Source organism: Pseudomonadota bacterium (assembly GCA_018817425.1).
Classification (GTDB): domain Bacteria; phylum Desulfobacterota; class Desulfobacteria; order Desulfobacterales; family RPRI01; genus RPRI01.
The window spans coordinates 1-22333 of the sequence record JAHITX010000113.1; the positions used below are offsets into that span (position 1 = coordinate 1).

Here is a 22333-nt window from a genome sequence, read left to right on the forward strand (position 1 = left end):
CTTTTGAAATATACCCTTATGTGGGAATATACTGAAAAAGGCAAACGTGCATTGGACAAAGCGGGTATCGAGATTCCCTATCCTCATATGCAGCTGTTTTTAGAACAAACCGAAGGATTAAAGCTCTTAGCGGCAAAAGATAGCAAGTGAGTATTCTCCAGTTGAAGGGGGCAACCGGTTATATATAAATTTGAGCCCAACGCAGAGATCGGCTAAAATGGGACGTTTTGAAACTGGCTCCGTTGAAAAAGGGATACTCCAAAAGTGGGCAGGGATGAACCCTGCCCTTGCGGTAGTGGAAAAAAATATAAAAAATGCTGTTTGAACAAAATCAAATAATCAAGACTCTGCTATTCTTCATCCCAGTCTACGCCGTACTCTTCCGAGGCAACAGATTCTATAGCGAGCACATCAAGTTTTGCTGCCATGACTTTGCGGAATACTTCGCTATAGTCTTTTCTTTCACCGTTTACAGTAAGAAGATCATTTTCTACAGAGATTCCGAACAGCCTTTCATTTTCTTCCAGATACGGCTTTATAAGATCCCAATCGGCAGGGCTAAGATCGACATATTCACCGCCGTTTAGTTGTTCATTTACCAAGTTATTAAAAGGGTCCCTGATATATATTGCTCCGCCGGATGCAAGAGAAAACAGGTTTGAACCCGGATAAGGATTTTCCAATGTTTTAGCATTACCGTCTTCATCAAACTCAAGGCCGTTTATAATAACAAAACCTCCGCCGTTTAAAGCGTCACCGGCCATAAAAGATTCTGCCAGGTAATCCAGACATGTCCCGTTAATTACTACCCTTGGAGAACCTACGGCATTTATAAGAGGACGCCCTGCCGCATTGCCGCGAACAAATACATTTCCCCCTTTTGCCCCATACATGAAAGTCTGCCCTACATCACCGTAAACAACAAGCTTTCCTCTTTTCATAATCTGGCCCAATTGATCCTGGGCATTATCATGCACATATATTTCCTGACCATCTATTCCTGAAGCAAGATAGTCACCGGAGCTGTCGTATACATCAATTCTTACACCATCTGCGCCATCACTTAAGCCGCATCCTGTAAATCTCTGGCCCTTATAGCCGTAGCAGATAAATTGTTTCCAGCCAAGCTCATATGCCGCACATATAAGTCTTGCATCACAATCATCGCCTTCAGGCGTGAAATCTCTTGCATTTATTATCAGAATTTTCTCGTCAACTTTGGGTGCCCGAATTGATAAGCGGGTATCCCAGTCTATGTGGCGGTAAATGCCGGAATCTTTACTATCCAAATTCTTTACCGCTTTAAAAAGAAGAGTAAGGCTGTTTCTTATAATATTAAGCACCCAACTGCGTTTCTTTATACCAACCGGATAAAGCTGATCATTTAGTGTGGTTAACACATATATTGCTTTCGAAGCGTTATCATCATTTATACCTGCAAGTTTAACCATTTCATTGCAGGCAATTCTCAATTTTTCATAATCCCAGGAAGAGATATTTGCTATAACATAAGTGGTAACTGCGGCAGGATCTTTAGTTGAAAATAGATTTTCAATTTCTTGCGAAATATCTTTGGCATCCGCATGAGATGAAATGTCTATAGTCATATTGCAGGGAATTTTATCTTTAGGGACATCGACTGTTTCCCCAAATTTGTTGGTGCATACAAGTTCTTTTTCGCCGGTACCTTTTCCATTATCTCTGACTGTGAAAAGAAATGATCCGCCGTCTGTGGCGCTTCCACCACGCGCATTCCAGTATTTATCGGCAACCGGGCAGAAACGGCTGTCTTCGGCTGCAAGGCTTTGAAGTGTTGCGTCGATAGCTTGTTTTTCCGAGCAGATGAGACCTATCTGCACTTCTCCTTCCTGCAGGGCAAAAACCTGAGGACGCAGCATGGCCGTATCTGTAATGCCTAACAGCTGAAGCTGATTATTATAAAAATCATTGCGGGCAATAATAAAAAACCACGGACCATCCGGTGAGTTAAAAATATGATTGGACTGAATATATCTGTATATATGCTGCTTTTCGGCAGGTAAGCGGTCAAAATCATATTCGGATGTCGGTGCCAGAGCCTCAATAATATATTCCATAGGATATTCAAATGTTCTGTTTAACAGATCCAGCATAAGAACCGAAACTTCGGTGTCGGTTAAAAACTGCGGAAATATATTATTTTGTTTCAGATATTCACTTACTGCATGATAGTTCGCAAAGTCACCGTTGTGAACAAGTGCTTCATCCAGTCCGATAAAAGGATGAGCGCCTCCCGGATGCCATACCCGGCCTTTTGTAGGAAAGCGCTGGTGTGCTATCCAGCCGTGAGCCTTAAAATCATCTAACAGGTAGTATTGGGCGACCTTTTCCGCGTAGCCGACTATTTTAAGAATCATTATATTGCGGCCGTGAGAAAGAACAAAAGCTCTCTGCTTTCCAAGTGAGGAATAAAATTTCTGGTTGAGCTTATAAGTATTTTGATAGATAAACTCATCTTCCGCTTTTTGCGGATCCATATCCTGCAAACCTTTATCTTCTATAAAGCGACCAAGAACATCGGTTTTAACTCTGACAAAATAGCGCCATACATCGGGAGGCTTTACTTCCAGTCCTGGAATATCACGGTAGTCATCAACCGAAGGGATTTTTTCTGCTTTATGAACTTCCATGTAAGGCTCAATATTGCTTTTTTCTACATCACGACGAGCCTTGGGATCAAGAAGTGCGATTTGCAGCATATAATGCGTATCAAGAACTTGTTGGGTAACACCAAGACTTTCAGGGGCAATGCCCACGGCTGCTATACCTCCGCCCTTGCCATTACCCCGGTTATGCATCTGCAAAGAAGGCTCGAAAATATGTCGACCGCCGACCGGAATCGAGCAGATAAACCCGGTAACCCCGCAGCCGCCTTCTTCAGCAGGTTTTTCTGTGGGTATATTACTTTGCGGCAAGTTTGCCCGGCCAGCAAGTATTTTATTTATTATGGCTTCCCTGTTGTTATGCATTAGTATGTTCTTCCTTTGGTTTTTTTGGTCACACCCTTTAATTCCCTTTTAATAAAAGGATATCCACGCAAATTCCCCCTTAGGAAAGGGGGCTAGGGGGTTGTGCGGTGTCAGAGTTTTTTTGATAGTACTTCCAATTTAGGGTTATACAATATATTTTTTACAACCCCCTTAATCCCCCTTTTCTAAGGGGGAATTAGTATGAAAACCCTCGAACCCTTGAACTCTCAAACCCTTGAATCCTCGAACCCTTGAATCCTTTTTATATAATCAGCTTTTTATTTGGCGCCGTTTGGTACTTTCGCCTTTCGTTCTCTTCAAGATAATCAAGATGAACTAAAAGATCACTGCGGCCTACAAGCTCACGAATGCTTTTCATGCCATATTGTCTTAATATTTCACACCATTGCTTGCGCCATACACTATACATATTGACAATACGCTTTTGAGTCCATTCTTCCGTAATAATACTTCCAAGTTCGGGATCAGTTGTAGCAATACTTCGGGCGCAACCCCTGCCGCTTTCACAGTTTCCACAGCGCACACATTCTAAAGCAACAAGTTCTGCTGTGCCTATTACTACTCCATCAGCACCAAGAGCTATTGCCTTTGCTACATCTATACCATTTCTTATCCCACCGCTTGCAATAAGACAAATTTTATCCCGTACTCCCTCGTCAGTTAAAAATTTATGCACTTTAGGAATTGCATATTCAATCGGCATGGCAATATTTTTCTTGGCAATATCGGGAGCTGCTCCTGTTCCGCCATAACTGCCGTCTATATGTACGATATGTGCCCCGGCGTAATAACTTCCCACGGCAACCATATCGACATCAGATGGCGTGGATACTTTGACTGATACCAAAACACGCGGATTGATCTCCTTGACCCAGTCAACATGTTTTTTATGATCTTCTATAGAATAAACACTATGAAAAGGAAACGGCGAAAACAGGGGATTTCCCACAACAGTTTCCCTCATGGCAGCAACTTTAGGCGTTACTTTTTCACCAAGCAGATGACCACCCAAACCTGGCTTTGCGCCCTGGGCGTATTTAAACTCAACTATTGGAGCATACTTAATTGTTTTTTCACGCACACCAAACAGACCGGTTGCAATCTGTGTAATTACATGATCAGCATAGGGAACCAATGCTTCCGGATACCCGCCCTCACCTGTGCAGGTTAGAGTATTGAGCGTTTTTGCGGCTCTGGCACGCCCCACCATAACATTTAATGCTGTTGAACCATATGACATCCCTCCGCCGTAACATGGAATCGATATAGTAATTTCCGGGCGACCGTCTGAGCGTTTATTTAAAACAATGCTTGTGTCCATATCTTCATCAGCCAGATCAAGATACTTTCCCTCTTCAAGCAGTTTAAAACGCATTTTATCAAAACCGCCGCCGGAATTACCAAGATTGTATTCAAGATCAACTATAGGCAGATTGCCGGTTTCCGCCATTTCCCAGTGGCCAATCAGCATTTCATTAGTCCATCGATAATCACCAAGCGTATCTAAAATAGGATTAAGACGCAAAGTAAGCGCCTGCTGTGGACAACGATCTATACAATAAAATTCATTTTCCTTGCATTTAAATCCTATGCATTTATGGTCTATGGGTCTAAGCGGTTTGCTGAAATTATCATATCTTGGGTGCACACCATACGGGCAAAGCTCTGCACATAGCCCACAGGAAATGCAGCTGGAATTTCTTTTTATTGTGTACTTGCCGATAGTATTTCTAAATCTCGAAGGAGTGACTATAGTTTCCGGCAGTTTATTTTTTTTATTATCACTATTCATCTTTTATACCAACCCCGATATTTTTCTTTCTCCGAAAATAGGACCGAAACTTTCCTTTTCCAGATCCTCAAACCACATTGAACGGCCGACTTCACCCCTTAACCGTCTTGCTTCACGAATACCCATGGCTCCCATTACTTCAATTAATTGATTCCGCCAGGCGCCGACAAGATTAATAATCCTTTGTTTGCCCCAGTCAGGGTTTATGTTGCCTATTTTTACCGGGCATGTTTCACCTTTCACACACTGGCGGCATAAGCGGCATTCAAGCGCGATAAGCAAAACAAGATCAACAGCTACGCCATCGGCTCCACATATTATGGATTTAGCTACATGTTCCGCCATGGCAATCCCGCCTGAAAAAATCAGGTTGACTTTGTTTCTTAACTGCTTGTCAACAAGAGCAAGATGAACCTCTCTGATCATTTCTTTTAAAAATCTGGGGTTTTCAGAGTCAAATTCCCGACCCCGTTCATTTGCATAAAAATGAATTGTATCGACTCCATATTCCACAAGTTCAATGGCTCGCGATGAAGAATCACGGTTTAAGGGAACAGCAACAGAGATAACAAGGCCGGGTTTAGACGCCCGCAGATCTTCTATTACTTTTGCTGTTTCCTCTTCATAAGCAAGTTCTACCATTCTTATCTCAGGCACATGCTCAAGAAAATCAATATAATTCTTTTTTGAAAGAGTCGGTATAAGACATTGAGCAAATGACCTGAAGTTTTCAGAGTAGTATTGAGGATCAATTAATAACATACTGCCCAGAATATATGCAGCCTGTACCATAGACTGTAAAACATTTTCGCTTAATACTCCGAAATCGGGTTGTTTAAAAATTAATGGTATTGGTATTTCAAAAATGGGCAGTGTTTTGGTTAGAAGAGTTCCGTCTTTTGCAAAACTCAACCTTGAGTTTCTGCGGGAAAGCTCAATGCCGGTATTGATATACTCTCTGCCGTGAATGCCGTCTCGTGTGGGCCGTACAATCTCCGACATATCCGTCCACATTGAGTCAAAGCCCTCTCCTACAAAAGGGCCCCGGTAGCCTGCTCCCGAAACAGGAATTTTACCTGTATGTGCCTGATACCATGTGCGATGAATAATATCAGAGTGCCAGTAATCATCTCCCAATGAGCGATAATCAGGATTTATTACACGCGAAAATATACCCCTGGTGCATTCCTGCACACAACGGAAACAGCTCTGGCAGGCATACAGATATTCAGGTTCTTCCATTAAAGCAATATGTTTATAATTGTCGTTAAAGATATTGTATACGCATGCTTTCTTGACACATTTACGGCAGCTTCCTGCACAGTCCTCCCTGAATTCAACAGTAGTATATTTACCAACCGGGTTGAATCGTGGAATTGCCGTCTTGACTGGAACGTGATATTTTTTTGGCATACCGTCCTCCGGGCTAAACTGCTTGCGGCCTGGGTGAAAGACCGGCTGCCTCAACTATCGGGCCGACTTTTTCTTCCCATTCTATAGCCATAATGTGGACACCGTGCACTCCTTTTATCTCGCGCAACTTAGCAATAGTTTCCACGCAAATTTTGATGCCCTCTTTGGCCGCTTTTTCCTTTGGCACACTCCCCATACGTTTAATCAGGGATTCGGGAACATCCATTCCAGCCACTTTGGTAGCCATATAGTTAGCCATTCTTTCAGATTTCAAAGGGGTTACCCCTGCCAAAATATGTGTTTTTTCCGTAAGCCCTTCCTCATGGGCAAGATGCATCCATTGTTTGAAACGGTCCAGATTATAAACGCACTGAGTTTGAATAAAATCAGCGCCTGCATCGATTTTCTTGGCTAGCCGGATTATGCGGTATTCAAACGGATCGGCAAAGGGATTGGCAGCAGCGCCAATAAACATCTTTGGCGGACTTTTCAAATCAAATCCACTCATATCCTTGCCTTCCGTTTTCATAGTTTTAACCATATTTACCAGATTCATTGAGTCTATATCGAAAACATTCATAGCATCAGGCTGGCTGCCAAACGTTTGATGGTCTCCTGAAAGGCAGAGAATGTTTTTTATCCCCAAAGAGTTAGCACCAAGTATATCCGATTGAAGCGCAATTCTGTTGCGGTCTCTCGTAACCATTTGCATGACAGGTTCAAGCCCCATCTGCACAAGATGTATACAGGCTGCAATACTAGACATTCTTACAATAGCCGTCTGGTTATCCGTTACATTTACTGCATCTACATACCCTTTAAGCAGTTCGCCTTTTTTTCGGATTATTTCAGGATCAGCTCCGCGGGGTGGCCCACACTCTGAAGTTACGGCAAACTCTCCTTTATCCAAAATACTCTGCAGATTGCTTAGCGATTCGCTCTTCATATAATATGATCCTCTCTTACTAATTTTCTGGGCCCGCCAGCATGACTGGTACGCCAGTCTTTCGGTGGATTATATTTTTTTAAATTGTCAAGCTGCCCCAGATTACCAAGTCGTATTATTATCTGTTGCCATGCACATTCAGTATCAGGATTGACCTCGCATATGCCATTCTGGGAACCGCCACATGGACCATTCTGGAGTTTTTTTGCACATCTGGTAACAGGACATATTCCACCAAAATCGGCCAGCTTGCAATCGCCGCATCCAAGGCATTCTTCAGTAAAAAGGCCTTGTTTTTCAAGAACACCGATAAAGGTTGTATTGACACCGGGCAGTACCGGAACATCCGCAAAACGTCTTGCAATTGCCTGAACGCCGGCGCCGCAAGCTAAAGACAAAACGGCTGAGTTTTTCGAAACAGCGATTGCTGCTTCCTGAATAAATTCATCTTCGCATTGCCTTTCAACAGTTAATTCTTCAATATAAATATCTTTACCATCTTTTCTGTTTGCAAGACGTAAAGCTGAAGATAAAGTCGCCACCTCGTCTTCTCCTCCTGCAAAGCAGGTTTTTACGCAGGTGCCACAGCCAAGAATGAGCACCTTTTTGTATGGAGAAATGATTTCCTTGATTTCAGCGATAGATTTTTGTTTTCCAACTATCATAATATTACTCCATTAATTAATTATTTCAGTGTCTGACCGGATTGGGACCCATTTCTGCAATATCGGTTAAAACCTGTCTTATAATTTGAACAGCCGTTTCAGTATCACCGGCGGCAATGTTATATAAAGACAGACGTTTTCCGCCAATATCTATTTCATCCAGCAGGTTTTTGACCCAGTTAACGCGTTTTTTGGCCCTTATATTTCCTTCCACATAACGGCATTGGCCTTCCGGGCACACAAATACTATTACCGCATCAGCGCCGGCTTCAAAAGCACGAAGTAAAAACGCATCTTTTACCATGCTGGAACAAGCCATCTTGACAGCTTTTAATTTAAAAGTATCTTTATATGGCACGGGCAAAGATTCACAGTTGTTAATTGAATTTATACAATGGAACACAGTTATTTTGGGTTTTAATTTTTTTTTCATTTGTTTAAACCAACAATCATGCCGTATGCGGCTATGTTTTTTATAAAAATAAGATTATGGGATTCATAAAACAAAAAAAGACGTCGTTCGCATAAAGCTTGCGAAACAGACGTCTTTGTCTTTTTATTTTGAAACAAGATATACACTCCATTGTGCACCATTTGTTTCTAGTTGAACTTAATCAAAATATATCACAGAAATGTTTTGTCAAGGCATTTTATGATAAATATGAAATTTAAGTATATTTTTAGATAGCGCTTTTACAGTTTGGCTTATTCTGATTTTTAAAATATATTTATCTGAATTTGCAGCCTGAAAATACCATAAACTTGATAATGATAAAACTTGCTTGTATGATACTTTTTAATATTAGATTAAGCAAATATAATTAAATAATCATAGCGAAATAAAATACTATTTTTATAATCAATATTTAATAAATAAGGAATTATTTACCTTATGAGCATAAAAATACCATTTAGTTCCCGGCAAAGAATGCTAAAAGCAGTATACCATGAAATAACAGACAGGATTCCAAAAGGTGAGTTATGCATTACAGATGAAGTAATAAGCCGTGAATTAAATTGCAGCAATGTCGGTTTTGAAGAAAGACTTGAGTTTGTCAATTTATTGGGACTTGATGCTTATACGATTTCACCGATTATAGAATGCGAAAAAGACAAGCTTCCTAATCCAAAAGAAGTAAAATGGCCTGATATCGAAAAATGGCGCAGTACTTCCCTTTTTACTTTTGCGATTATGGATGGAGCATTAGAAACAGGTATGCGTATCCAAGGCTGGGTGGACTTTCTGAAGCTTACAAAAAAATCACCATCAAGTATAGTATCTTTTGTAGATATGGTGGAAAAATTAAATATTTCCATATTCAGGAACTTATCACAAAAAGGGATTGATGGCATAATACTGGCGGATGATGTTGCTTTTTCACAAGGACTTATTGTAAATCCTGAAACAATCAGGAAGTATTTTCTGCCTTCTCTTGCAAGGCAGGTTGAAGAAATCCGCCGTTTGGGAATTTTTGCATTTTATCATTCTGATGGAAACTATCAGGAAATTATACCCGATCTGATTGATATTAACTTTCATGGAATTCAATGCATAGAAAAACATTCCGGAATGGATATAGTTGATTTGCAAAAAAAGTATGGGGATAAAATTTGTTTATGGGGTCATATTGATACAGACGACACATTAAAAGCATCTACTCATGATTACTTGCAAAAATATTCAGATTCTTTATCTATGTTGTCTAAGAAAAAAGGGTTAATCCTTGGTACAAACTGCGGTCTTTATAAAGGAACTGACATAGCAGGATTAAAAGCCATTTATCAGTCTATAGAAGTATAAGCTATTTATTATAATATTGTAAAAAACTGATTCTTTATACTTTCCCCTAAAATTCTATCTATACGATACTTGTTAATACACATACAGCAATCAGCTTGAAAAATAACTGCTTGCCATGTCAGCTATTCACAGATCGGAATGCATATATAGTTAATCTATAAATACCAACTATTCATATCGACATTATCTATTGGACTGGCAGTTTTTTTCTTTGTATTTACTATCGACTATCTTTTAATATGCAAAAAGCTTTAATAAACATAATAGACTGTTCATATAATTCTTTTAATTGATATTTGATTAAAACATTGAAAGGAATTTTTATTTTCTTGACGCATATATAGCATGCATGGCATATGCCGCATATGTCAGTAACAACATGATTTAATAGCTATCAAATTGTAAATCTACAAAAAAAGGAGGAAGGAAGAAGAGATGAAAAAATTGTGTTTAATTGTATTAGCTGCAATTGCATTGTCGGTATTTGCAATTGGTTCGTCTTGGGCAGGCAGCGTTGATAAGCTGATAGACAAACTTGTTGAGAAAAAAATTCTTACCAAATCGGAAGCTACGGAACTTATCAATGAGATGCAGGCCGAAGAAGCAAAAGAGAAAAAGGAAGTCGCCTCAAAACAAGCGCCCAAAGGTTTTGATCTGCCAAAATGGGTAGAAAACACTAAAGTTAAGGGTGATATAAGAGTTCGGTACGAAAATCAGGACACACAGGGCGATACTAACCCTAATCAAAACAGGGGGCGTGTCAGGTTAAGACTCGGTGCTGAAACAAAAGTCAATGAACAATGGGTGGTAGGAGTCGGTTTTGCAACCGGTAGCGATGGGAATCCTCGTTCGGTTGACCAGACATTTACTAATAATTCCAGCAGCAAAGAGATCTGGTTGGATTATGCATTCGCACAATATACACCTGTTGGATGGGCAAGCTTAATAGCAGGAAAATTTAAAAACCCTTTATGGAACCCTGAACAGCTTATGTGGGACGGTGATATTAATCCTGAAGGAATAGCCGTAAAATTAAAATTTAAACCTGTTAAGGACGTTGAATTATTTGGAAACATAGGCTGGTTCATGCTTGATGAGTCTGGCGATACATCTAGGGATCCCTACCTGATTGCTCTTCAGCCTGGTGTAAATTTGAATTTGCCGGGCGGCATGTATCTTAAAGCTGCCGGTACGTATTATAATTTCAACTATGTTGATGGTAATAACTGGACAAGTGACTGGGGATTAGGCCTTTCTAGAAACTCAAATTCCCAGGATGCTGCAAATAACTGGATATACGACTATGATTCTTTAGCAGGTGATATTGAATTTGGTATGACCAAAATACCCGGTCCAATTCCTTATGCAGCGGTATTTGCGCAGTATGTGCACGCATTAGATGCAAATAATGACAATGACGGCTGGCTGGCCGGTTTTAAATTCGGCGACAAAAGCATAAAGGATTTTGGCGACTGGCAGGTAAAATACAATTACAGACGTCTTGAAAGAGATGCCTGGCCGGATTTCCTGCCTTGCAGCACAGCATATAATGGCACTACCAATATAAAAGGACATAATGCCTTTGCAGGTTTCGGTATATATAAAAATGTCTTTTTATCACTTACTTATTGGAATTACAGACATATTCAACGTACCGATGACGATAGACAAAATGTTTTGCAGGCGGATTTGAATGTAAATTTTTAAATTAATTCAAGTTAAATAACGGAATATACTTTAAAATGTAAGGCCGGATATCTTTCATCATAATATCCGGCCTTTTTTATAGAAAAATAATCAGATACCCGCAAGCTTTGCCATTTTATCCGCAACGGCATCAAAGGCTTTTGCTACCGGAGAATCTGAGTGCTTATCAATTAAAGATGCCCCTGAATCGCCACATGACACGACATTGTGATCAAACGGAATTTTACCAAGAAATATAATTCCTGTTTCACCTGCCATTTTTTCCCCTCCGCCTACTCCAAAAAGATCGATATCCTTATTGCAATGGGGACAGGTTAAACCGCTCATATTTTCTATTAGCCCAAATACTTCAATTTTTAATGTTTTACAAAAGCTTATTGATTTTCTTACATCTGCAAGAGACACTTCCTGTGGTGTTGTGACAATAATGGCTTTTGCGTCTTTTATTGTTTGCGCTACAGTCAAAGGTTCATCCCCTGTGCCGGGAGGGCTGTCTATAATCAGAAAATCAAGCTCACCCCAGTCAACATCGCCGATAAATTGCTTTATTGCAGAATACTTCATGGGGCCACGCCAAATAATAGCCTCATCTTTATCTGAAATAAGCGCTTCAATAGATATAACACTCAGTTTTTCAGAATATTTCATTGGGGCTAGTTTATTGTTACTGCTCAATGTAAGCTCCCCCTTTAAAGCAAGCATTCTGGGAACATCCGGACCGTGCAAATCAACATCCATCAATCCAACTTTAAAACCTTTATTTGAAAGAGCTATGGCAAGATTAACAGACGTGCTTGTTTTTCCGACTCCGCCTTTTCCACTCATAATTACAAATTTATTTTTTATTTTTTTTAAAGAGTTTTCAACAGATATATCCTGTTCATCCTTTTTCATTTGCTGTTTTCCAGCACCACAAGTGCCCCCACCATGAATCATTTCCATTTGTTTTGCCTCCTGAAACTATCAGTTATTAATATGTTCAACTTTATCAAAAATATAGGTATTCATACAACCAGAGTTTATTTTATGCAAGATTCAAATAATTGATACGAATTAAGGATTAGTCACAAATATGAAGGTTTTTATTGTAAGACAATACAACGCATGATATTTGTTTTCTGTTGATTCTTAAAAACGTGAAGCTGCCTGCTTCATTAATTATCTGTTATCTTATACAATTAACAATAACTAAGGACTAAGCCCTATGAAGTGCAATTTCAGACCTTGCGGCTTGCCGCTCTTGATTGGAAGTCTCCCGATCGCTGACCACCTTATGGCTATTAATATTGTTCTTGAAAATACGCCGGAAATACCTTTGTGGGTCCAGCTTCCTTATTATAAGAATGAGGGTATGATAGCTCAGTTTTTACCAGGTCTTCCAGGTGTAACCAAAGAAGATGACAAGGTTTTTATCAATACTTCGGGAAGGCATTTTGATGATGATCTTGTTGAGTTTTATGAGGAATATATTACTGTAGTTGAAGGCAAAAAAGAACTCGATGATTCAAGGTTTATTCTAACGCCGGATATTGCAAAAGGTTTTTTTGTTTATCTTGAGAAAATCAAAGGACTTTCGGTGAAGCCTGTTGCAGTAAAAGGCCAGATAACGGGCCCGTTAACACTTGCAACGGGTGTTTTAGACCGGGAAGGCAAAGCTGTTTATTACAATGAGGATGTTAAGGACGCAGTAGTAAAGTTAGTAGCAATGAAAGCAAAATGGCAGGTTCGCCAGCTTGCAAAAATTGGTGTCCCTGTAATTATTTTCTTCGACGAACCTGGATTTGCTGCTATGGGATCATCGGCCTTTATAGGTATTTCTCCAAATGAAGTTGCCGGATTTTTTGAAGAAGTTATAGATGCAGTTCATCAGGAAGGCGCTCTGGCCGGAATACATGTTTGTTCAAATGCCGACTGGTCCTTATTGCTTGACTCATCTGTTGATATAATAAGCTTTGATGCTTATTCATATTTTGATAAATTTATTCTATATCAGGATCATATCAAAAATTATCTCGATTCAGGGCGACTTATCGCATGGGGCATAATACCAACATCACAGCAGGAAGATATTGAAAAACAAACCGCTGTCTTGCTTGCCAAACTCTGGCGGGAAAAAATAGCTTTGCTTGAGCCGATCGGATTAAAGATTTCAGATATTTTGGCGCAGTCTTTTATTACACCAAGCTGCGGTACAGGTTCATTAAGTCTTGACAGTGCAACAAAAGTGCTTAATATGACAAAGGAAGTTTCGCAAATCTTAAGAAAAGAAATATATTGAAGAAGAGGATAAAAAATGGTTAGTGATAAAAAAACTTTTTCAGGTGCAAAACACTATGTTTTGGATGAAGAACTTGCCAAGATAGTAAATATATCTATGGCTCTTGAAATGCCGCTGCTTTTAAAGGGTGAACCCGGTACCGGTAAAACAATGCTTGCCCATGCTATTGCCGACACTCTTGGCATGCCGCTCATTACTCTTAATGTGAAGTCCAGCATGAAGTTAATTGATGCCCTGTACCAGTACGACACTCTTACACGCTTAAATGATAGCCGCTTTGGTGATTCTAATAAAGATGTAAGCAATATTGAAGATTATATCAAGATGGGAAAAATCGGCCAGGCTTTTAAAGCCGATAAAAGAACAATTCTGTTAATAGATGAGATAGATAAGGCGGACACTGATTTTCAGGATGATATGCTCGATGTTCTCGACCAGATGGAATTTGATATTATTGAAATTGACAAAACAATTACTACTAAACACCGTCCGGTTATCATAATAACCTCAAATGCCAAGAAAGATCTTTCTGATCCTTTCCTCGGAAGATGTAATTTTCATCATATCGCCTTTCCTGATCCAAAAATGATGAGAAAAATAATCAAAGTGCATTTTGCCGATATCGACTCGGATCTGATGGAAAATTCTGTGAATGTTTTTTACAAATTACGTGAGTTGGAAGCAATTGAAAAACGACCTGCCACGAGGGAGCTTATAAATTGGATAAGAGCGTTAAAGTCTGATCCTGATTTTAAGCCAAAAAATCTCGCGAAAGGTGATATCCCGTATCTTGGCATCCTGTTTAAAAAGAGCCCGGATTATGCAAGAGCAACCAATACGGTAAGCCGCAGAAGAATTATTTAAACAGGAATTTATCATGTTCATTGGATTTTTCTATAAATTGAAAGAGGTTGGCATTCCTGTAAGCCCAACATCCTTTCTTACGCTTCATAAGGCGTTAAGCAGGGGGCTTGTAGCTACTCTTGATGACTTTTATACGACTTCACGTGCAACTCTTGTGAAAAGTGAAAGATATTTCGACCTTTATGATCAGGTTTTTGCCCATCATTTCGAAGGGGCTGAAATGCCCGATTATACAGGGGTTGAACTTGATGAGCTGGCAAGATCAATGCTCGAAGAATGGCTTAAAAATCCCAAGACCCTTGCTTCTGCTCTGGGTATGGATGAATCGGAGATATCAAAGCTTTCACCTGAGGAGTTGATAGAATACTTTAAGAAACGATTGGAAGAACAGGACGGCCGACATGAAGGTGGAAGCAAGTGGATTGGAACCGGCGGGACTTCACCGGTAGGACATTCAGGGTATCATCCGGGGGGTATGCGGGTAGGAGGAGTTTCAAGAAACAAGTCGGCTGTTAAAGTCGCCATGGAAAGAAGGTATAAGGATTATTCTTTAAGTGGCCCTTTATCTCAGGCAATGATCGGAGAGGCGCTTAAACGCTTAAGGCATATGATCCCCTCAGGGCCTAAAGACAGGGTGAATGTAGATAAAACAATTTATCAAACTATGAAGAATGCCGGCGAGATTGAAATCGTTTTTGACAGGATTTTAAAAGACCGGTTAAAAATCATTATAGCCATAGATAATGGTGGCTGGTCTATGGAGCCTTATGTAAATGTAGTACAGACTCTGTTTGATTATGCAAGAGCCCAGTTTAAGGATATAAAGACTTATTTTTTTCATAATACTATTTATGATACAATCTGGTTGGATACATCAAGATTTAAAAGACCTAAAAAAATAGATGAGTTTGCAAAGCTTGATTCTGAGACAAGACTGATTATTGTTGGAGATGCCAGTATGGCTCCTTATGAACTTATGGCCAGAAACGGAACAATCCATATTGAGGACAGAAGTGGACAACCAAGCGTTGAATGCCTTAAATTTCTTGCTAAAAATTTTCGTCATTCCATATGGCTCAACCCTATTCCGGCACACATGTGGGGCTATACACAAACAATTGTTGCCATAGCCAGTATAATACCTATGTTTGAGCTTTCTATTGATGGTTTGGAAAAAGCAGTAGCACATCTTATGGCAAAGTAGAAAAGACAGGTAGCATTGGGGAGATGTTTATGGATATCAAACATAAAATCTGGTTGGAAAAAGATGACCATGTAGTATTTGGAAAAGGTCGTGAAGAACTGCTCCGGGCTATAGATGAATGCAAAAGCTTGAGTGCAGCAGTAAAAAAAGTAAATATGTCGTACCGCGGTGCATGGGGACGGTTGAAGGCTTCGGAACAACGTCTGAATATTAAACTGGTCGAGCCTTATGGCAAAGGCATGTGTCTTACAAGCAAAGGAAAGGCACTTCTTCATGAATATGATCAGATGGTAAAGGAAATGGATTCCATTCTGAAAAAATCTGTTTCCCGATTCAAAAAGATATTGGAATCTTCCTAAAATAGTTATTACGATAAAAAATCAAAACGGCTTCGTAAAAGCTTATTTGCTTTAAAACGAAGCCGTCTTTATTTTCTCGGGTTTTTCAGGATTTACCAAACACCCATATTTTAATTTTGGTTTACTTTAATCTTTAAAAGGCGATTCAATCATTTCAAACGGGTCATAATGATGACCACGGCCTACTCTTAATGAACCCCATATTTCGCCTATAGTTGCATATTCCTTGCAGGCTTCTATCATGGTTGGAGTAAGATTGACATTTCCCTGCTTATCTTCTTCTACCAGTTTTTTCATTAATTCTTTAACGTTATTATTATTTCTCTTCTTTTTTATGTCTCTTACTCTCTGTACCTGTTCAGCAGTCGAAGCCTTCGATACCACGTGAATGGAAATTTTATGGTCTTGTTCAGGCGGAACCACCAAATCGTTAATCCCTACAAGTTTCATGTCTCCGCTTTCTATATCTCTTTGACGCTTTAAAGCGGCCTCGTCTATCATTGCTCGTATCCATCCGTCTTTAACACCTTCTTCAAGACCTCCCTTGTCAAGAATCTTCTGAAGAAGTTCCCATGACCTCTTTTCTACTTCGTTCGTAAGCCACTCAACATAGTAAGAGCCGGCAAGAGGATCAACTACATTGGCAATTCCGGTTTCATAAGCAAGAATGTTTTGTGTGCACATCCCGATTCTGGTTGCCTCTTCCGTAGGCAGACATAAAGGCTCATCATACATTACAGGGTCAATGGCATTACATCCGCCAAGAGCAGCCGACATAAGCTGAACGGCAACCCGTGCTATGTTGTTAAGAGGCTGCTGAGCTATAGCTGTAAGTCCCGATACCCGTGCAGCTATATAAAGCTTTTGTGCTCTCGGATTCTTGGAGCCGTATCTTTCTCTTGCTATTTTTGCCCATATTCTTCTTGCAGCCCTGAATTTGGCAACCTCTTCAAAAAAATCCATCCATATTGTAAATGTAAAAGGAACTCTGTTTGCAAATTCATCAAAATTTAATCCGCGCTCTACAAGGCGGTCGGCAAATGCTATTGTGGAAGCAAAGCCCAAGGCTGTTTCCATAACACCTGGCGTTCCTTCCTCCGAAACATTGTGTGCGCTTGTATGAAAAGTCGCAACTCTCAATTTGTTTTTTGAACAAAATTCCACCACATCAACCGCCAGTTTTGACCATAAATCCAGAGGTTGGGGTGTTACAAAACCGCTGTAATACTGGCAATATAAATTCAGAGCTGCACCGCCGTTTAATGCTGTAAGAGGAATGCCCTGCTTTTGCGCCATAGCAAAAAACATACAGGGTAAAACCGGACCGCTTGCCCCTGATGATTCGAAAGTGATTGTTGTGCTGTCAAGAGGGAAACCTTCCAGGATGGTTTCCGTATCATCCATTGAGGTTACCGGTATACCCACCAGACCCACTTCATCAACTGCCATGGGATGATCTCCGTCAATTCCGACCTGGGTGGGATAATCATTTACAACCTCAACTCCTTCCGAACCTATGCTGGCCAGGTACTTCAGTCTTTCCATGGAATCTTTTGCCGAACCGAATCCTGAAAGAAATCTTCTTGTCCAGATCCTGTTTCTGAACATTCCCTTATATAAACCTCTTGTATAAGGGAATTCCCCGGCTTCACCCAGATCCCTGTCATAATCAAAATCTTTTAAGTCTTCAGGCCTATACATCTCTTTTAATGGTATACCTGAAGCCGACTCAAACTTTCTGTTTGCGTCTTCCTGAATCGTTGTTTTCATATTTACTCCTCCCTGACAGGATTAAAAATCCAATAATAAATCTTTATGTGCCAAAAACATCAACCATCAAAAGCCAGGTATATCAGAACACCGTCTTTTAAGGTAAAAATGGCAAGGCAAAATATTTTTATCCTTTGTTTCTGTTTTAGGTTATCTCGCCTTAGTCAGAGGCCTTTTTTTGCTTCTTTTCAACAAGGGATGTAATTGTTTCTACTATTACTTTAGACATTGTCCCTGGTCCGATAACTGCGTCTACACCCAATGCCTTTAGTTCATCAGGAAAAGGATCCGGAATTGTTCCGCCTACAACTATAACAACATGGTCCATCCCCTCTTTTTTTAACATATCAATCAGCTTGGGAACCAGTCTGGTATGATTTGATGACTGACAGCTTATACCAATAACATCTGCATCTTCTTCCACAGTGGCCTTAAAAATTGATTCGGGACTTTGAAATCTTCCGAGATAAACCACTTCCATGCCGGCATCACGCAACATTGCGCTTACAATCTTGGCTCCTACATCATGTCCGTCAAGGCCAATTTTTGAAATTATCGCTTTAATTTGCTTCATAAAACACTTCCTCCCCTTGAGAATAAACACATCAAACACCCACAAACCATGAAACTAAACTTTTGTTGCTCTTGTTTTGCCGGCTTTTGATAATATTTTATTTTATCTTCCTATAACTATTTAGTAAATTTTCCTTTTATCCGAATCTTAACAATTATTCAAGCCTAAAATCATATCATAAATGAATATTATAGGAAAGATTTTTTTATTTTTCGAGAAATCCCTATAACATTGATTAATTATAAGCAAATTGCTTCATTGGCTTATACCCGGTAATCCAGAAAACACTTTGATAACTATTGGATAAAATCAAACCTGGCTGATATTAAATAACCTACAGGTATTTTCAAAGATTTTTTCAGATAAAACTTCGGGATCTTCCTGTTTTATTTCGGCAAGTTTCAAAAAAACCGATTTCACAAAAGCAGGTTCATTGCGGCGGGTTTTGTTTTTTTCAGGAGCCGGTGTAAGATAAGGAGCGTCTGTTTCTATAAGGATACGGTCGTTAGGAATGAGGGGTATCATATTTCTTAACTCTTCGCCACGGTTTGTTATTGTTAGTATGCCGGTAATACCTATATATAGACCAATATCGAGACATTCTTCAAGTTCTTTTCGGTTTCCGCTGAAACAGTGTATGACCCCTTTGATTTCTTCTTTGTTATGGTCTTTTAAAATTTCGAAAAACCTGCCGTTACTGCCTCTTTCATGAAATATTATTGGAAGTGAGAGCTCAACAGCAGCTTCAAGCTGCCTGATAAACCACTTTTCCTGTGCTTCAATTGGTGAGAACATCCGATTATAATCAAGGCCGATCTCACCCCACGCTTTTACTTTTACGTTTTCTGAAAGGTCTTTTAAGTCGTTTATTGTGTTATCGCTACATTCTTTTGAGTCATGAGGGTGAACACCCACCGAGGCATATAAACCGGAGTTTGATTCTGCTATTTTAACTGCTTTAAAAGAGCTTTTCAAATCTATCCCGACAATCATTATTTTTGCAACACCTGCTTTTTTTGCTCTATTTACTACCGAAGACAAATCTTTATCATATGCTCTATCATCTAGATGGCAGTGACTATCAAAAAACTTCATTTATAACACCTTAACTTGTTGAAATTGGAGTATTTATAAAAATATAAAATATATACAGCAGTATTTGAGCGCTTAACATTAAAAAAAAAGTTTATCAACAACAACTTAATATTATTTTTTTATGCCTACTACATAAGCTGCTTCTGCTTACAGATCAAGAAGTTTTAAAGAAATACTATTGTAAAGAAGAATAGCATTGTGATTTCAATTGAACCCTTAATGCATGATAGTTTTTATAATAATTAGAAATAATATTGTATATGCTTTAATTTTTGAAGTTTTATTTTTTTATAAAATAAAGTTGATTTAATTAAAAGAATATGTTTTCGTCACAATCGTTGAGGTGTATTTTATTTTCATACAGTAACCTAATTTTTTAGAATTGTAGTATTAACATAATATTTTGTGTCGGAGGTAATAAACAATGTTTAAAATTGTAAATCGCGAAGAGATGGCTGGGGGCACTGTGATTTTAAATGAAATCGAAGCTCCTTTAATAGCCAAAAAGGCAAAACCCGGCCAGTTTGTTATCATAAAGGCTAATGAAACAGGCGAGAGGGTTCCGCTTACAATGGCGGATACCAATCCGGATAAAGGTACAATCACAATTATATATATGGTTGTTGGAAAATCCACTGCTCTTTTCAAAACGCTCAGGGTCGGAGAAGGCTATATGGATGTAATCGGGCCTCTTGGAAAACCTACTCATATTGAGAATCTCGGAACTGTTGTTTGTGTTGGAGGTGGTACAGGTGTTGCTGTTTTGCATCCTATTGCCAAGGCCCTTAAAGAAGCAGGAAACCATGTTATAGCAATTATCGGCTCCCGAAACAAGGACTTACTTATACTTGAAGATCGTATGAAAGCGGCATCAACTGAGCTTCATGTATGTACCGATGATGGATCTTACGGGCATCACGGATTTGTTACGGATGTTTTGAAAAAAACGCTGGAAACACAGGATATCAAGCTTGCGGTTGCTATCGGGCCAGTTCCTATGATGAAATTTGTATCCAAAATGACTAAAGAATTTAATGTCAAAACGCTTGTAAGCCTTAATCCTATAATGATTGATGGCACCGGCATGTGTGGCGGATGCCGGGTGTCTGTAGGCGGAGAAACAAAATTTGCGTGTGTGGATGGACCTGAATTCGACGGTCACGAGGTTGATTTTGACGAATTGATGAACCGTTTGCGGGCATATTGTGACGAGGAAAAAGAGTGTCATGATGCATTTTGTAATTTAAAACAATAGAATTTCCGTTTTATTTATAACGGATTAAAGAATATAGAATTTGTAAAAAATTCTTATACGGAGGTTTACATGGCTGAAGAAGTAGTAAAGAAACCTAAAAAAGAAGTGATTCCCAGGCAGCCAATGGAAGAGCAGGCTCCTGATGTTAGAAGAAGAAACTTCAAGGAAGTTCCTGTTGGATATTCTGTTGAAACTGCGAAGTTGGAAGCTCAAAGATGCCTGCAATGTAAAAAACCAAGCTGCGTTGAGGGTTGTCCGGTTCAGGTGGATATACCTGGCTTTATTAGCTGTATTGTGGAAGGTGATTTTGCAAAAGCTATCAGGGTTATATGGCAGAAGAACAGCCTTCCGGCTGTTTGCGGAAGGGTTTGTCCGCAGGAAATTCAGTGTGAAGGCTTATGTGTTGTCGGCAAAAAAGGTGACCCTGTTGCAATAGGTAATCTGGAAAGATTTGCCGCAGATTATGAAAGAAATAATGGCAAAGGCGAACTTCCGCCAAGCGTACCTTCAACAGGTAAGAAAGTAGCTGTTGTTGGTTCAGGTCCTGCCGGACTTACTGTTGCAGCCGATCTTATCAGAAAAGGGCATGAAGTTACAGTTTTAGAAGCTTTTCATAAACCGGGCGGTGTGCTCGTATATGGGATTCCGGAATTCAGGCTTCCTAAAGAAATAGTATTTTCTGAAGTGGCTTTTTTAGAAAAACTTGGTGCCAAAGTTGAGTGTAATAATGTTGTTGGAAGAACCGTAAGCCTTGAGGAGTTGTTTGAACAGGGTTATGACGCGATTTTTGTGGGTGTAGGCGCCGGACTTCCCACTTTTATGAATATTCCTGGTGAAAACCTTATCGGGATTCTTTCCGCAAACGAGTACTTAACACGCGCAAACTTAATGAAGGCTTATTTATTTCCCGAATATGATACACCCATCATAAAAGGTAAAAATGTTGTTGTGCTTGGTGCAGGAAATGTTGCGATGGACTCTGCAAGAACTGCCATGCGCCTTGGTGCTGACAATGTTAAAATAGTATATAGAAGGTCAAGACAGGAAATGCCCGCAAGAAAAGCCGAAATTCATCATGCCGATGAAGAGGGTATAGAATTCTTTCTGCTTACCGCGCCAACCCAGTTTTTTGGGGACGAAAAGGGAAGACTTACCGGTATGGAATGCCTTAAAATGGAACTGGGAGAGCCGGATCAGTCCGGAAGACGGCGTCCTGTTCCGATAAAAGGCTCGGAATTTAAAATGGACTGTGATGTTGTTATCGTAGCAGTAGGTACAGGTCCGAATCCTATTCTTACACAGTCTACACCTGAACTGACTTTGAATAAGTGGGGATATCTTGTTGCTGATGACGAAACAGGTAAAACCTCGATGAAGGGTGTATGGGCTGGTGGTGACATAGTTACCGGTTCTGCAACCGTAATTCTTGCAATGGGGGCCGGAAGAAAAGCCGCCGATTCGATTGATAAGTATCTCTCAATAGGCTGGTAGGGGCCATGTGCGGGTTTAGAACCCGCCCCTACGGGTTCATGTATTGCACCTATATTTGTAGGGGCAGGTTCCAAACCTGCCCCAAACCTG

At 39.8% G+C, this 22333-nt stretch carries 18 protein-coding genes and 1 pseudogene; 9 read left to right on the top strand and 10 right to left on the bottom strand.

Annotated features, from left to right (window positions below):
* Positions 1-246 precede the first annotated feature (246 nt).
* Positions 247-339 (top strand): annotated as a pseudogene (locus tag KKC46_19340) (SEC-C domain-containing protein).
* 11 nt (positions 340-350) lie between these two features.
* Here KKC46_19340 and KKC46_19345 read toward each other — a convergent pair.
* The 6 genes from KKC46_19345 to KKC46_19370 all read right to left on the bottom strand — a co-directional run bounded on the left by KKC46_19345 (position 351) and on the right by KKC46_19370 (position 8278).
* Positions 351-3008 (bottom strand): glutamate synthase, encoded by a 2658-nt coding sequence (locus tag KKC46_19345; protein ID MBU1055958.1) that lies wholly within the window; start codon positions 3006-3008, stop codon positions 351-353.
* Between the two features lie 262 nt (positions 3009-3270).
* Positions 3271-4821, bottom strand: coding sequence for an alpha-hydroxy-acid oxidizing protein (locus KKC46_19350; protein MBU1055959.1), 1551 nt, complete (start codon positions 4819-4821; stop codon positions 3271-3273).
* Between the two features lie 3 nt (positions 4822-4824).
* Positions 4825-6234, bottom strand: a complete 1410-nt coding sequence (locus tag KKC46_19355) for a hypothetical protein (GenBank protein MBU1055960.1) — start codon at positions 6232-6234, stop codon at positions 4825-4827.
* A 13-nt stretch (positions 6235-6247) separates the two neighbouring features.
* Complete coding sequence (locus KKC46_19360) at positions 6248-7180, bottom strand: methylenetetrahydrofolate reductase (protein MBU1055961.1); 933 nt, start codon at positions 7178-7180, stop codon at positions 6248-6250.
* Positions 7177-7845 (bottom strand): methylenetetrahydrofolate reductase C-terminal domain-containing protein, encoded by a 669-nt coding sequence (locus KKC46_19365; GenBank protein MBU1055962.1) that lies wholly within the window; start codon positions 7843-7845, stop codon positions 7177-7179. The genes KKC46_19360 and KKC46_19365 overlap by 4 nt, the downstream gene beginning before the upstream one ends.
* A gap of 25 nt (positions 7846-7870) precedes the next feature.
* The gene (locus KKC46_19370; GenBank protein ID MBU1055963.1) at positions 7871-8278 is read right to left on the bottom strand and encodes a hydrogenase iron-sulfur subunit; all 408 of its coding nucleotides are present in this window, start codon (positions 8276-8278) and stop codon (positions 7871-7873) included.
* 459 nt (positions 8279-8737) lie between these two features.
* On the opposite strand from KKC46_19370, the gene KKC46_19375 reads away from it, so the two are divergent.
* Positions 8738-9646, top strand: a complete 909-nt coding sequence (locus KKC46_19375) for a hypothetical protein (GenBank protein ID MBU1055964.1) — start codon at positions 8738-8740, stop codon at positions 9644-9646.
* 435 nt (positions 9647-10081) lie between these two features.
* Positions 10082-11353 (top strand): putative porin, encoded by a 1272-nt coding sequence (locus KKC46_19380; protein ID MBU1055965.1) that lies wholly within the window; start codon positions 10082-10084, stop codon positions 11351-11353.
* A gap of 90 nt (positions 11354-11443) precedes the next feature.
* Here KKC46_19380 and KKC46_19385 read toward each other — a convergent pair whose 3' ends face one another.
* Positions 11444-12295, bottom strand: coding sequence for an Mrp/NBP35 family ATP-binding protein (locus KKC46_19385; GenBank protein ID MBU1055966.1), 852 nt, complete (start codon positions 12293-12295; stop codon positions 11444-11446).
* Positions 12296-12557: 262 nt separating this feature from the next.
* Here KKC46_19385 and KKC46_19390 point away from each other — a divergent pair, with 262 nt between their 5' ends.
* Genes KKC46_19390 through KKC46_19405 form a run of 4 tightly spaced genes read left to right on the top strand, consistent with a single transcriptional unit; the run spans position 12558 to position 16058 of the window.
* Positions 12558-13631 (top strand): hypothetical protein, encoded by a 1074-nt coding sequence (locus KKC46_19390; protein ID MBU1055967.1) that lies wholly within the window; start codon positions 12558-12560, stop codon positions 13629-13631.
* Between the two features lie 15 nt (positions 13632-13646).
* Positions 13647-14495 (top strand): MoxR family ATPase, encoded by an 849-nt coding sequence (locus KKC46_19395; protein MBU1055968.1) that lies wholly within the window; start codon positions 13647-13649, stop codon positions 14493-14495.
* A 13-nt stretch (positions 14496-14508) separates the two neighbouring features.
* Positions 14509-15699, top strand: a complete 1191-nt coding sequence (locus tag KKC46_19400) for a hypothetical protein (protein ID MBU1055969.1) — start codon at positions 14509-14511, stop codon at positions 15697-15699.
* Positions 15700-15728: 29 nt separating this feature from the next.
* Positions 15729-16058 carry a LysR family transcriptional regulator gene (locus tag KKC46_19405; protein ID MBU1055970.1) on the top strand — a complete coding sequence of 110 codons (330 nt, stop codon included), beginning with the start codon at positions 15729-15731 and terminating at the stop codon, positions 16056-16058.
* Between the two features lie 126 nt (positions 16059-16184).
* Here the strand turns inward: KKC46_19405 and KKC46_19410 are convergent, their stop codons facing one another.
* The 3 genes from KKC46_19410 to KKC46_19420 form a co-directional block, all read right to left on the bottom strand.
* Positions 16185-17828 (bottom strand): methylmalonyl-CoA mutase, encoded by a 1644-nt coding sequence (locus tag KKC46_19410; protein ID MBU1055971.1) that lies wholly within the window; start codon positions 17826-17828, stop codon positions 16185-16187.
* 160 nt (positions 17829-17988) lie between these two features.
* Positions 17989-18402, bottom strand: coding sequence for a cobalamin-dependent protein (locus KKC46_19415; GenBank protein ID MBU1055972.1), 414 nt, complete (start codon positions 18400-18402; stop codon positions 17989-17991).
* Between the two features lie 309 nt (positions 18403-18711).
* Positions 18712-19497: a TatD family hydrolase gene (locus KKC46_19420; protein MBU1055973.1), complete on the bottom strand. Its 786-nt coding sequence runs from the start codon at positions 19495-19497 to the stop codon at positions 18712-18714.
* 424 nt (positions 19498-19921) lie between these two features.
* On the opposite strand from KKC46_19420, the gene KKC46_19425 reads away from it, so the two are divergent.
* The gene (locus KKC46_19425; GenBank protein ID MBU1055974.1) at positions 19922-20752 is read left to right on the top strand and encodes a sulfide/dihydroorotate dehydrogenase-like FAD/NAD-binding protein; all 831 of its coding nucleotides are present in this window, start codon (positions 19922-19924) and stop codon (positions 20750-20752) included.
* A 69-nt stretch (positions 20753-20821) separates the two neighbouring features.
* Positions 20822-22243 carry an NADPH-dependent glutamate synthase gene (gene gltA, locus KKC46_19430; protein ID MBU1055975.1) on the top strand — a complete coding sequence of 474 codons (1422 nt, stop codon included), beginning with the start codon at positions 20822-20824 and terminating at the stop codon, positions 22241-22243.
* Positions 22244-22333: the final 90 nt, after the last annotated feature.